General features: G+C 64.4%; 13 protein-coding genes. 8 read left to right on the forward strand and 5 right to left on the reverse strand.

Annotated features, from left to right (window positions below; translation table 11 throughout):
• Positions 1 to 39 precede the first annotated feature (39 nt).
• Positions 40 to 189 (forward strand): hypothetical protein, encoded by a 150-nt coding sequence (locus J3E61_RS20680; RefSeq protein ID WP_210084787.1) that lies wholly within the window; start codon positions 40 to 42, stop codon positions 187 to 189.
• Here J3E61_RS20680 and J3E61_RS20685 read toward each other — a convergent pair.
• Together J3E61_RS20685 and J3E61_RS20690 are read right to left on the reverse strand one after the other, a co-directional pair.
• Positions 186 to 1,067 carry a mycofactocin-coupled SDR family oxidoreductase gene (locus tag J3E61_RS20685; protein WP_192721182.1) on the reverse strand — a complete coding sequence of 294 codons (882 nt, stop codon included), beginning with the start codon at positions 1,065 to 1,067 and terminating at the stop codon, positions 186 to 188. The genes J3E61_RS20680 and J3E61_RS20685 overlap by 4 nt on opposite strands.
• A 221-nt stretch (positions 1,068 to 1,288) precedes the next feature.
• Complete coding sequence (locus J3E61_RS20690; RefSeq protein ID WP_192721181.1) at positions 1,289 to 2,005, reverse strand: TetR family transcriptional regulator; 717 nt, start codon at positions 2,003 to 2,005, stop codon at positions 1,289 to 1,291.
• A 149-nt stretch (positions 2,006 to 2,154) separates the two neighbouring features.
• Here J3E61_RS20690 and J3E61_RS20695 point away from each other — a divergent pair, with 149 nt between their 5' ends.
• Entirely contained in the window at positions 2,155 to 2,928 is a 774-nt protein-coding gene (locus J3E61_RS20695; RefSeq protein WP_210084788.1) for a spirocyclase AveC family protein, read from the forward strand.
• Between the two features lie 22 nt (positions 2,929 to 2,950).
• Here J3E61_RS20695 and J3E61_RS20700 read toward each other — a convergent pair whose 3' ends face one another.
• Complete coding sequence (locus J3E61_RS20700) at positions 2,951 to 4,324, reverse strand: aspartate aminotransferase family protein (RefSeq protein ID WP_210084789.1); 1,374 nt, start codon at positions 4,322 to 4,324, stop codon at positions 2,951 to 2,953.
• A gap of 360 nt (positions 4,325 to 4,684) precedes the next feature.
• Between J3E61_RS20700 and J3E61_RS20705 the strand changes: the two genes are divergently transcribed.
• The 3 genes from J3E61_RS20705 to J3E61_RS20715 are packed head-to-tail and all read left to right on the forward strand — an operon-like array spanning position 4,685 to position 8,459.
• A complete protein-coding gene (locus J3E61_RS20705; protein ID WP_192722389.1) occupies positions 4,685 to 5,119 on the forward strand; it encodes a MarR family transcriptional regulator in 435 nt (144 codons plus the stop codon).
• A complete protein-coding gene (locus tag J3E61_RS20710; protein WP_192721178.1) occupies positions 5,116 to 5,556 on the forward strand; it encodes a transport acessory protein MmpS in 441 nt (146 codons plus the stop codon). The genes J3E61_RS20705 and J3E61_RS20710 overlap by 4 nt, the downstream gene beginning before the upstream one ends.
• Positions 5,553 to 8,459 (forward strand): MMPL family transporter, encoded by a 2,907-nt coding sequence (locus J3E61_RS20715; protein ID WP_210084790.1) that lies wholly within the window; start codon positions 5,553 to 5,555, stop codon positions 8,457 to 8,459. Before J3E61_RS20710 ends, J3E61_RS20715 begins: the two co-directional genes overlap by 4 nt.
• A gap of 10 nt (positions 8,460 to 8,469) precedes the next feature.
• On the opposite strand, the gene J3E61_RS20720 is transcribed toward J3E61_RS20715, so the two are convergent.
• Positions 8,470 to 9,354, reverse strand: a complete 885-nt coding sequence (locus J3E61_RS20720) for a LysR family transcriptional regulator (protein ID WP_210084791.1) — start codon at positions 9,352 to 9,354, stop codon at positions 8,470 to 8,472.
• A 66-nt stretch (positions 9,355 to 9,420) separates the two neighbouring features.
• On the opposite strand from J3E61_RS20720, the gene J3E61_RS20725 reads away from it, so the two are divergent.
• Complete coding sequence (locus J3E61_RS20725) at positions 9,421 to 10,620, forward strand: MFS transporter (RefSeq protein ID WP_210084792.1); 1,200 nt, start codon at positions 9,421 to 9,423, stop codon at positions 10,618 to 10,620.
• Here J3E61_RS20725 and J3E61_RS20730 read toward each other — a convergent pair.
• A complete protein-coding gene (locus J3E61_RS20730) occupies positions 10,585 to 11,058 on the reverse strand; it encodes a GNAT family N-acetyltransferase (RefSeq protein ID WP_210084793.1) in 474 nt (157 codons plus the stop codon). The two genes, J3E61_RS20725 and J3E61_RS20730, sit on opposite strands and share 36 nt — an antisense overlap.
• 23 nt (positions 11,059 to 11,081) lie before the next feature.
• Here J3E61_RS20730 and J3E61_RS20735 point away from each other — a divergent pair, with 23 nt between their 5' ends.
• Positions 11,082 to 11,855, forward strand: a complete 774-nt coding sequence (locus tag J3E61_RS20735; RefSeq protein WP_210084794.1) for an HAD family hydrolase — start codon at positions 11,082 to 11,084, stop codon at positions 11,853 to 11,855.
• On the forward strand, positions 11,852 to 12,142 hold the full coding sequence (locus J3E61_RS20740; RefSeq protein ID WP_210084795.1) for a hypothetical protein: 291 nt from the start codon (positions 11,852 to 11,854) through the stop codon (positions 12,140 to 12,142). Before J3E61_RS20735 ends, J3E61_RS20740 begins: the two co-directional genes overlap by 4 nt.
• Position 12,143 lies beyond the last annotated feature (1 nt).

Below are 12,143 nucleotides of genomic sequence, written 5' to 3' on the forward strand. Positions count from 1 at the left end.
CCGAAGCTGAACAACTAAGCAACCCAACAGCTTCTCGACGTGATCTTCACCGTGGGCGGATATGACACGTTGGCGAAGGTGTTCGATTCACTGCAGCTGGAAATCAAGCCAGCGACCGTTGCGCTGATGACACGCGACAACAGGCCGGACAGTGATGCGGGTTGTATCGAAACATCGGAGATGGCCTAGCCGCCAGGACCGTTGGGCCACTTGAGCAACGAGCCGCCGTCGACCCGGATCTGTTGTCCGGTGATATAGCGGCTCTCCTCGCTGGCCAGGAAAACGCTCAAGTTCGCCATGTCGTCCGGTTCAATGTACGGAATCGGCATGGCTTGGAAGATCGTGAACAACGGTTCGGCGTCCTCGCGGGTGGCCTGCTTGCCCTGCTGGGTGAGGTCGGGTCGGAACATGCTGTACATCCCGTCGTTCTGCAACAGGTGGGTGTTGCAGTTGGTCGGGTGGATGGCGTTGACCCGAATCAGCCGGTCCGCCAATGCCAGTGACATCTCTTCGACGTATTCTATGAGCACCCGCTTGCTCCAGCCGTACCCCCTGCCGCCGGGACCCATGTTCGGGTTGTCGGTGGTGCCGCGGATCATGCCTGCGGTCGAACCCGTAATGATGACCGACGAACCGTTCGGCAGGTGTGGGACCGTGACGGCGACAGTGTTCATCACGCCGAGCAAATCGACATCGCTGGCGTCGACGAACGCCATCGCGTCGTGTGGGCGGCCCATCGCCATCGGCAGAATGCCCGCGTTCGCGAGGACGATATCGATCTTGCCGAGGTCCGCCAGTCCCGCTTCGACCGCGTCCCGCAGTTCATGTCGCTCTCGGACATCGCCCACGCGCGCAACGACCCGCCGGCCGAGTTCCTTCACCGAGCGTTCGGTCTCGGCCAAGTCGTCTGGTGTGGCGAGGGGATAGGGATTGGACGGAATGTCGCGGCAGATGTCGACGGCGATGATGTCGGCGCCTTCCCGGGCCATCGCGATCGCATGGGCGCGTCCCTGCCCGCGCGCCGCGCCGGTGATGAAAGCAACTTTTCCTTCGAGCCGACCCGGCATCCGGACCTCCTGAATCCACCGGACACCCGGCGCCCAAACATTTGTTCCGAACACTATATGGGAAGGTCGTCAGTAGGCAAGACCTGCATACGCTTCAGTCGGCGCGCCTCGATCTGCAGTGCGGTGCCTTCGGTATCGGTGCTCCACTCCCAGAGTCGCCGAAGGGGTTTGGAAGAGGCGAGCACGCGCGAGAGTGTCTCGACGTCAGCGCTCCGAAATCGCTACGGCCGGTGCAGGAAGCCGTGCAATATCGCCTGCACGAGCTCGTCGACGATAGCCTCCCGCGGTGGCGGATCGGCTCCGTAGAAGGTCGAGCGCAGCGCGACCATGCCCACGATCATCGCGACCGTCGAATGCGCAGGCAGGTCGGGCTGGGTAGACCGCATTCCGCGGATGCTCATACCTTCGGCGCTGATCTGCCCGAGCACGGTGAGGGCTCGTCGGATGTCCGCGATGCCCGCGCTCTCGATCTCTTCCTCGCTCAGCCCGTCCGCCGCCACCAGTGTCAACACCAGACCCTGGTGCTGCACCAGAACGTCATACAACTGGCCGACGAACTGCTTCGAGAGCTCTTCCTCGTCCGTCTCCTCGGGGACGACGGCATGCCACGTCTTGCCGAAGTCATCGACGAAGTTCGTAAACGGCAGCACGAGCGCTTCGCGAAACAATCCGGCCTTCGAGCCGAAATGGCGAAAGAGCAAGTACTCGGTGACGCCGGCGGCCTCGGCGATCTCACGGGTCGTGGTTGTCCGGTAATCCCGACGGGCGAACAGTTCTCGTGCCGCGTCGAGCAGCAGCCGCCGCGCTTCGCCGCGGCGGCGCCGCACCGACTCGGTGGCCGTTTGCTTCTTGACGGAACCTCGCTGGGGCACGGTAGTCACTCCTAGGTCCGCGCTCAGCGGCTGACGAAGGTCCCACGATAGCGCTCCTTGACCCATCACAAGTAATAGTATCCACTATTACTTGTTTGGTGGTCGTGCGGAAGGGAAGGGACTGTGGGCCAATTCATCATGCTCGGCACACTGGTCGGGCTGATCGCGCTGATCTTCGGCCTGGTCATCTATTTCGACCCCGAGGCGCGAAAGCGTTGACGCCGTTGTTGACGGCCGCCAACGCCTTCGGCTGGCTCAGCGGCATCGTGTTCACTGTCGCCGGGATCTATCTGAGCGTTCGCCGTGGACGGCTGCACCCGCTGCTGCTCTTGTGCATATCGGCGATTTCGTTCTCGTGGATCGAAGCGCCCTACGACTGGGCGATGTATGCGCAATTTCCGCCGGCGCTTCCACGCATGCCGTCGTGGTGGCCGTTGAACATGACGTGGGGCGGATTGCCGTCGTCGGTGCCGTTGGGTTACATCGGCTACTTCTGCATTCCCGCCGTCGTCGGCGCCGCGCTCGGCAGAGCGCTGAGCGCACGGTTCGGCTGGCGCAGACCGATCACGCTGTTGATCGTTGGCCTGGTCGTCGGGTTCTGCTGGGCACTGCTGTTCAACGGGGGCCTCGGTGCCCGGCTCGGAGTCTTCCACTACGCGTACGTGATTCCCGGGCTCGGGCTCTTCGAGGGGACGTTGCATCAGTATCCGATCTACGACGCGATCGCGATGGGCATCCAGATGATGGTCTTCACCTACCTGCTGGGCCGGACGGATTCGCAAGGCCGCAATGTCATCGAAGTGTGGTCGGACAGGTTGTCGAAGACTCGTCTGCAGTCGGCGCTGCTCTCCGTCGCCGCGGTCGTCGTCATCGGAAACGTGCTCTACGGTGCGGTTTTCGCGCCACATCTCGTCACCAAACAGCTGGGTTACGTGACCTCGGGCCCCGATGTGCAATTGTTCCCGGGAATTGCCAACCAGCCACGCTAGGGAAGGCCGGCGCGACGAATGACTATGCCGTGACGGCTGCGGCGATTGCGGCCGCCGAACGGTCGATGTCGTCGTCCGTCGTCGCCCAGTTCGAGATCGACACCCGCAGCACATACTCGCCGTTCCAGGTGGTCCCTCCGAGCCAGCACGTGCCCTCACGCTGAATCGCGGCGACCGCGGCACGGTTGGCCTCATCGCCGCCGGGCAGGCGGACCAGCACCTGATTGAGCACGACGTCGTTGAGCACCTCGGCACCGGGAATAGCGCTGAGCTGCTTGGCCATTCGAAGCGCCTGCTCGCAGTTGCGGTCGATCATCTCGGCAATTCCCGCGCGGCCAAGAGAGCGGATCGCCGCGTAGACGGGAACCGCGCGCGCCCTGCGCGAACTCTCCGGCACATAGTTGGTGTTGTCGCGCTGACCGGGATCGGCGACGAGGTACGGGCCCGACAGGCGCATCGCGGCGAGGTGAGCGTCCGGATCGGCGACGATCGCCATTGCGCCGTCGTACGGGACGTTCAACCACTTGTGGGCGTCGACGGCCCAGGAATCCGCGCGCTCGATGCCGTCGGTCAGGTGTCGGGTCCGCGCAGATGCCGCGGCCCACAGCCCGAACGCGCCGTCGACGTGCAACCACGCGTCATGCCGCGCGCATATGTCGGCGATCGGTCCCAACGCATCGAACGCACCGGTGGCGACATTGCCTGCCTGCGCGCACACAATCGTCGGACCGTCGTTGGCGGCCAACGTTTTTGCCAGCTCGTCGGGATCCATCCGGCCTTGTGCGTCGGCCTGCACCCGGATGGCGGTCTGCTCCCCGAGGCCCAGCAACCGCAGGGACGTGTAGATCGTCGCGTGGGCCTGCTCGCCGCACACGATGCGCACCCGCGGCGCGCCAATCAGGCCGTCGCGCTCCACATTCCAGCCCGCGCGCTCGAAGACGGTGTGCCGCGCCGCGGCCAGGCATGTGGTGTTGGCGCCTTGGCCTCCGGTGACGAAGCCGACGCTCGCGCCGGCCGGTAGGCCGAGCAGTTCGAGCGCCCACGCCGAGGTGATCTCCTCGATGGCCGCCATGGCGGGGGACAACGAATGAAAGGCCGCGCACTGGTCCCATGCCGACACCAGCCAGTCTGCGGCCAGCGCAGCGGGCAATGCGCCACCGATGACGAAGCCGAAGTGCCGTGGCCCCGGGGTGGCGACGAGGCCCGGTTCGGCGCCTGCAGCGAGCGCTTCGATCACTGCGGCAGGCTCTTCGCCGTGTTCGGGCAGCGGTGAGCCCAGGACGGCGCGGAGGGCTGCGGCGTCGGCACGGGCCGCCACCGGCCGCTCGTCGAGGGTGGCGAGAAACGCCTCCGCGTGCCGGGCGGCAACGCGGAGGCCTGCGGTGCGGTCAAGCATGAGCCGAACGTTACGCGTCAGTCCGGCGCGACTGTGGCCCGACAATACATAGCCGGAAGAATGTAGTTGCCGGGGCGGTTGCGGTCGGGACGGCCGGACGGTCTGAGAACAGCTGTACCGCAACAGCGTTCAATCACCATCCGTGGCAGCCACCCTCTACCTTGGCCGAATCCGCAGGTGTGTGCACCTGGTGCACGCGACGCAGGCGACCCTGTGAAGTGCCTGTGAACTGGGCGAACCGAGCCAAATATTGCCGCTATATAGGTCGAGTGATATAGATACGATGTGAAAGTTAGGTCAGCTGACGAACCCGCCGGCGACTGTGTTGGCGAGCTTCTCGACCAGGCTGTGGACCTGACAGTGCGTTTCCTGTCCGATCGCGCCGATTTGAGTGCGTCTGCGGCGTTTGCGATGAACAGGGTGTGTCGGGAAGGTCCCATCCGGCTGACGACGCTTGCCGCCAAGGAGGGCGTCAGCCAGCCGTCGATGACTCAGCTGATTCAGCGGTTGGAACGGCTGGACCTAGTGGCCAGGCTTGCCGACCCTGACGACGGCAGGGCCGCCCTGATCGGAATCACCCAGCACGGCCAAGCGTTGCTCGACGAGCGCAAGCGAATGCGCCGCGAACGACTGACAGCGTTGATGGAAACGCTGACACCTGAGGAGGAATCTGCGTTGTTGCTTTCGGCGCGGGTCGCGCTGCCGATTCTGCGTCGGCTGATCGCGAACGTGGACTGTCCGGCCGATGTCGGCGCCGCACAGTCCGCTGAGGTGACACGAAAGGTGTTGGGGTGAAGGCTATTCCGGCGAGTCGCGTGCTGAAGCGCGTATGGATTCCGCTGCTGCTGATTGTCGTGTTGGCGGTCTCGGGCCTGGTGGTCTCTCGTTTGCACAAGATGTTCGCCTCGGCGGACCTCAACGCAGGCGCGGGTGCAGGCATCGAGATCGTTCAGTTCAACCCCAAGGTCATGGTGTACGACGTTTACGGCGCACCCGGGACCACCGCCCAGATCAGTTATTTCGACACGGATGCGCATGTGCACTCGATAACCGCGCCGCTGCCGTGGTCGATCACCCTGTCAACGACGTTGCCGACCGTCAGCGCCAATCTCATGGCGCAGACCGACGGCGATCAGATTGGATGCCGCGTCACCGTGAACGGAACCGTCCGTGAAGAGCAATCAGCCGACGGAGTCAACGCTCAGACCTACTGCTTGGTGAAGTCCGCATGACCCACGCCGCTGGGCCCGAAACCGCTGGTATGCCAAAGCCGAAGCGGGCCGTCGTGCCGCACCTGATCCGAATCCTTGCTCTGCCGATCGTCCTGTTCTGGCTCGTCGTCGCTGTCGGGGTGAATGTGCTGGCCCCGCAGCTCGAAGTCGTCGGTGAGCAGCACTCGGCGCCAATGGCTCCGGAGGACGCGCCGTCCATGGTCGCGATGAAGCGGATGGGCGCCAACTTCAAGGAATTCAACTCCAACAGCACCATCATGATCGTGGTGGAGGGCCAGAAGCCACTGGGCCCCGACGCACACGCCTACTACGACGAGATCATCCGCAAGCTGCAGCAAGATCCCGAGCATATCCAGCACATTCAGGATTTCTGGGGCGATACGCTGACCGCCGCAGGCGCGCAGAGCCCCGACGGCAAGGCGTCCTACGTGATGATCAACCTCGCAGGCGAACAAGGCCAAACGCTGGCCAACGAAGGCGTTCAAGCCGTCCGCAAGGTCATAGAGGAGACGAAGGCGCCGCCTGGAGTTCAGGCTTATGTGGCAGGTCCGGCTGCGCTCACCGACGACCTGCACGTCATCGGCAACGCCAGCCTGGCACAGATCACCCTGATAACGCTGGTCGCAATCGCGGCCATGCTGCTGGTGGTCTACCGCTCGATACGGACCACGCTGATCCAGCTGTTCCTCACATTTCTCGCGCTGTTGACCGCGCGAGGCGTGGTGTCGATGCTGGCCACCCACGGAGCGTTCGGACTCACGACATTCGCAGGAAACATCCTGACGATGTTGGCCATTGCCGCGGCCACCGACTACGGCATTTTCATTTTCGGTCGGTATCGCGAAGACCGCGGTATCGGGCTGGACAGGGACGAGTCCTATTACGCCACCTTCAAATCCGTCGCACCCGTCATCGTGGGTTCCGGCCTGACGATCGCGGGAGCGACGTACTGCCTGTCCTTCGCGCGACTGCCGTACTTTTCCACCATGGGTGCGCCCGTCGCGATCGGCATGATCGTGGTCGTGGCGATCGCGGTCACGCTCGGTCCGGCCGTACTCTTCCTCGGGAGCCGTGTCGGGCTCTACGAATCGAAGCGGCCTCCCCAGAGCAGGTTCTGGCGCCGTGTCGGTACCGCGGTAGTGCGTTGGCCCGCACCGATTTTCGTGGCGAGCCTGTTCGTGGTGCTGATCGGCCTCGTGGCGATCCCGGGGTACAAGCCGGCTTACAACGACCGTTACTATCTGCCGAAGGACGCTCCGGTCAACGTCGGTTTCGCGGCAGCCGACCGGCATTTCAGTCAGGCCCGGATGAACCCCGACATCCTCGAGGTCGAAGCCGACCACGACATGCGCAATCCCGCCGACATGCTTGTGCTGAACAAGATTTCAAGCAATGTCATGCACACCGAGGGCATTGCGATGGTGCAGAGCATCACGCGGCCGCTGGGAATTCCGATCCAGCACAGCTCCATTCCGTTCCAGACGAGCATCCAGGGCCAGACCAACAACATGAACCTGCCGTTCCAGCGGGATCAATTGGCCAATCAGCTCAAAACGATCGATGAGACCAACCGCTCGATCGACATCTTGGAGCAGCAGTACCAACTGTCCCTCGAGCAGACCAAGCTGACGCAGGATTCTGCGGCCAAGTCGCAGGCGCTCCTGCAGACCACCGAAGAACTGCGAGACAACATCGCGAATTTCGATGACCAATTCCGGCCGATCCGGAACTACTTCTACTGGGAACCGCATTGTTTCGACATCCCGCTCTGCAATGCGACACGAAACCTGTTCGACGCCCTCGACGGGATAGACCGAGTGACCGACCAAACGGGGGCGGTGCAGGTCAACACCGACAAACTGGCGGACCTTGCGCCAAAGCTGACCGCGCTCCTGCCGCAGACGATCGCGTCGATGAAGGCGAGCAGGGACCTGTCCCTGGCGTCCTACAACTCACAGAAGGCGCTGCTGGACCAGTTGGAGGCCTCCAACGACACCGCGCTGGCGATGGGCGAGGCCTTCGATGGGGCGAAGAACGACGACCTGTTCTTCTTGCCGCCGGAAGCCTTCGACAACCCCGACTTCAAACGTGGCCTGACGATGTTCCTTTCGCCTGACGGCACGTCCGCGCGGATGTTCATCACCCATGAGAGCGATCCCGCAACGGTCGACGGCATCAAACGCGTTGACTCGGAACGCAAAGCCGCGCAGGAAGCGCTGAAGATGTCGTCGCTGTCGAACGCGAAGATCTATCTGGGTGGCGTGGCGGCGACCTATCGGGACATGTCGGAAGGCGCCAAATACGACCTGATGATCGCTGTGGTTTCGTCGCTGACGCTGATCTTCACGATCATGTTGATCCTGACCCGAAGCGCCGTTGCCGCTGCCGTCATCGTCGGCACGGCGGCAAGTTCGATCGCGGCGTCGTTCGGCATCTCGGTGCTGATCTGGCAGGACCTCTTCGGCATTCAGGTGCAATGGCTGGTCATGCTGATGTCCGTCATCATCCTGTTGGCGGTCGGCTCGGACTACAACCTCTTGCTCGTCTCTCGATTCAAGGACGAGATCCACGCGGGCCTGAAGACCGGCCTCATCCGGTCCATGGCAGGCACCGGTGGTGTGGTGACGTCGGCCGGACTGGTGTTCGCGGCCACCATGGCGGGAATGATGGGCAGCAAGCTGGTCGTGCTGGCGCAGATGGGCTCCACGATCGCGATCGGCCTGCTGGTCGACACGTTCGTTGTCCGCTCCTTCCTGATGCCGTCCATCGCAACGCTTTTGGGCCGTTGGTTCTGGTGGCCGCAAGTCGTCTATCCGCGCGGCGACTATCACTTCCTGCCGCCGCAAACCAGGCGGCGGTCGCAGGACGACCCGGACACCGTGGCGCTGCCCGCGCAGTCGTAAGCGGAAGAGCCTAGGCGGCAGCCTGTTTGATCGCGGCCAGGAAGTCGGTGACCAGTCGGTTGGCGGCCGGCCGCCAGACGGCGGCGAGGTCGATGGTCGTCGACCCCGAGACCCGGATGACCCTGACCGAACTTCTGAGCTGATGGGCGCCTACCGAATTCGCGGGAACCAGCGCGACACCGAGACCCGACGCGACCATCGCCAGTTGACTGTTGATGGATCCTGCCCAGTGCTGACCGCGCGGGGTGAAACCCGCAGCGCGACAACAGGCGGCCACTTGATCGTGATAGTCCGGCGAGATGTCGCGAGGCACCCAGATCCATGGCAGCTCTGCCGCCAGCGCCAGGTCACGGCTCAACCCCCGCGGTAGTTGCCAATCAATTGGCGTAGCAAGCACGAGTCTTTCGCGCCGCAGGACAGCGTGTTCGCAATCATGTGGGGGCGCGAACTGCCGAATCAGCGCGATGTCGATCTCGCGGCGCCGGAGTAGCTCGATGCCGACGTGGGTGTCGACTTCGCGCACCCGCACGTCGACACGAGGATGAGTGTCCGCATAGGTGCTCAGCGCGGTGGGCAGCGGGTCGGTGAACGCCGAACTGACGGCACCGATGCGGAGTTCGCCCGCTTGGCCGTCGGCCGCATGCCGCGCGGCGGCATCGGCGGTCTCCGCGGCTGCGACGAGGATGCGGCAGTGGTCGAGAAAAACAGCTCCGGCCGGGGTCAGGCGGACCTCACGCGTGGTGCGGTGAAGAAGTTCGACGTCGAGTCGCTTTTCGACTGACTTGATTGCCGCCGACAGCGGCGGCTGAGACATGTGCAGTCGTTCGGCCGCCCGGCCGAAGTTGAGTTCCTCGGCAACGGCGATGAAATACCTCGCTTCTCGCACCTCAACCATTGATATCCATTCGCTATCACTGCATGACTGAATCGGTCCTTCACAATATATATCTGGCCGGGTGCAATGGCAGGTATGAACAGCTCACACTGGCGATTGTCGGCTGCACTGTGGTGCGCCGGGCTGGCGGCATTCGCGACGATGTACGCGCCGCAAGGGCTGCTCACCCAGATCTCGCGCGACGCTTCCGTCGACCCCTCGCAAGCGGCACTGCTGGTCTCGGCGGCGACGTTGGGCCTCGCGCTGTCGGTGCTGCCGTGGGCGTGGTTGTCGAATCGCATCGGGACCACAGCGGCGATGCGCTTGGCCGCCGCGGGCACAGCCGTCACCGCGATCGCGGTGCCCTGGTTGCCGACCTTCGACACGTTGCTCGCGGGCCGATTTCTGCACGGAATCGCGCTCGGTGGCATCCCGGCACTCGCTATGGCGCTGCTGCACAACTCCGCTGCGCCGCAGCGGGTCGCCACAATGGCTGGAAGTTATGTCGCGGCAACGTCATTGGGTGGTCTCAGTGGGCGCCTGCTCGTGGTGCCCATCGCGGATCACCTCGGTTGGCGCGCCGCACTTTTCATCCTCGGTTGTCTCGTCGCCGTGCTCATGGTGGCGCTGATCGGCGTGATCCCGCGGCCATCCGGCGCGTCAGCGAACGAGCCTGAACACGGCGCCGTGCTTGCGCACCTGCGTGACCCGGCGATGCTGAGCTTGTTCGCCATCGGCGCACTGCTGATCGGCGGGATGGTGATCGTCTTCAATTATTTGCCGTTCCGGCTGGAAGCGGACCCGTATCGGCTTGCGCCGACAATGGTTTCGCTGATCTTTCTGGCCTACCTCGGGGGCACTGTCGGCTCGCGGGCCGCCGGATGGCTGACCGACTGCGTCGGCGGGCCACCGGTACTCGCAGCGGCCGGGCTGTTGATGGCGGGCGGCGCCGCGCTGACGCTTGCGCGGCCGGTATCGATGATCCTGCTGGGACTCGTCGTCTTGACGACCGGACTGTTCGTCGGGCACGCGGTCGCGTCCAGCATGGTCGCGGCGCGGGCGAATCACGGTCGCGCGCAGGCGACTGCGATGTACAACATCAGTTATTACGCCGGGTCCAGTGCGTTCGGCTGGCTCGGCGGACTCGCGTGGCTCCATGCGCAGTGGTTCGCGGTGACGGCGCTGGTGACCGTGCTCGGGCTTGGCGCAAGCGTTTTGGGCGTCCGTCCCGTCCGGCGATTTGAGTGCGCGTTAGCCCGACGAAGCGCGGCGGCGCATTGCCTTTGAGAAGTAAACGCGCCGGAATCCGTCTTCGACGGCACGGGCCGTTTCCCGGTAGCCATGGCGCGGGTAGAAGGTGAGGTTCTCCGTCATCGCCTCGTTGGTGTACAGCCGGACCTCGGGCAGCCCGAGCTCTTCAGCATCACGTTCGGCGCGGGCCAGTAACCGCGCACCGTGGCCGCGTCCCTGGGCGCTGGGCGCGACGGCCACCGTCTCCAGCAGCAGGTGGTCTGTGCGGTCTTCTGTCACCAGCGTGCCGATGACAGCCCGGTCGCTGACAAGCACCCAGACCCGGCAATGCTCGAGCACGGCGGCGTAGTCGGCGGTCATCGGGGCAGGCGGCCGCCCGATGCGCTGAACGTACTTCGTGTATGCGTCGGTGATCAGTTGGTGAATCGCCCCCAGGTCAGCCGTTGCGGCTCGTCGGATAGACGTCTGATCCACGAATATCAGCCTAGGGTGGACCGGTGCGCTCAACACCGAAGTGCTGGCTCACCGATATGGACGGTGTCCTCGTCCGCGAAGAACACGCGCTGCCCGGCGCCGCAGAATTCCTGCAACGCCTGGTAGAGCGGGAGCGGCCGTTTCTCGTGCTGACGAATAACTCGATCTTCACGCCGCGGGATCTGTCCGCCCGGCTGAAACGGTCGGGGCTGACTGTGCCTGAGGAGTCGATTTGGACGTCGGGCCTGGCCACCGCCGCGTTTCTGGACGCTCAGCAGCCCGGTGGGTCGGCCTACGTGATCGGTGAGGCCGGCCTGACCACGCCGTTGCACCAGGTCGGCTACACGCTGACCGACACCGAACCCGACTTCGTCGTGCTCGGGGAGACCCGCACATATTCGTTCACCGCGATCACCAAGGCGGTCCGGCTGATCCTCGGGGGCGCGCGGTTCATCGCGACCAACCCGGACGTCTCCGGGCCGTCGGCTGAGGGGCCGCTGCCCGCCACCGGCTCGGTCGCGGCAATGATCACCAAGGCCACCGGCCGCGAGCCGTACTTCGTCGGCAAGCCGAATCCGATGATGTTCCGCAGCGCGATGAACCGGATCGAGGCGCATTCGGAGAGCACGATGATGGTGGGCGACCGGATGGACACCGACGTCGTCGCGGGTATTGAGGCGGGCCTGGACACCGTCCTGGTGCTCACGGGCTCGACCACCGTCGCCGACATCGCGCGGTATCCGTTCCGGCCCGGCCGCGTGCTCGACTCGATCGCCGACTGCATCGAACTGGTTTGACGCGCGTCGGACTCGCCCCACAAGTGCATGCGTCGCTGCGTGCCATGAAAGACCGCGGCACGCCGCCACCGCGATGCGATGAGGGCCTCGGTCAGGGCGAGACGCGAACGTCGTACCGGTACCAGTGGACCGAAGCCGGCAGGTCGATTTTGGCCGAGGAGGTCAAGAACGAGATTTACGACGGCGCCACCCCCTATACGACCTATGTTCGGGGGGTGATCGTCGAAGGTGATCGCGGCGTGTTGCTGACGGGCAGGGGCGATAGCGCCCTGGTCATCGAGGGCTGAG

The organism is Mycobacterium sp. OAE908, assembly GCF_017872775.1.
GTDB lineage: Bacteria > Actinomycetota > Actinomycetes > Mycobacteriales > Mycobacteriaceae > Mycobacterium.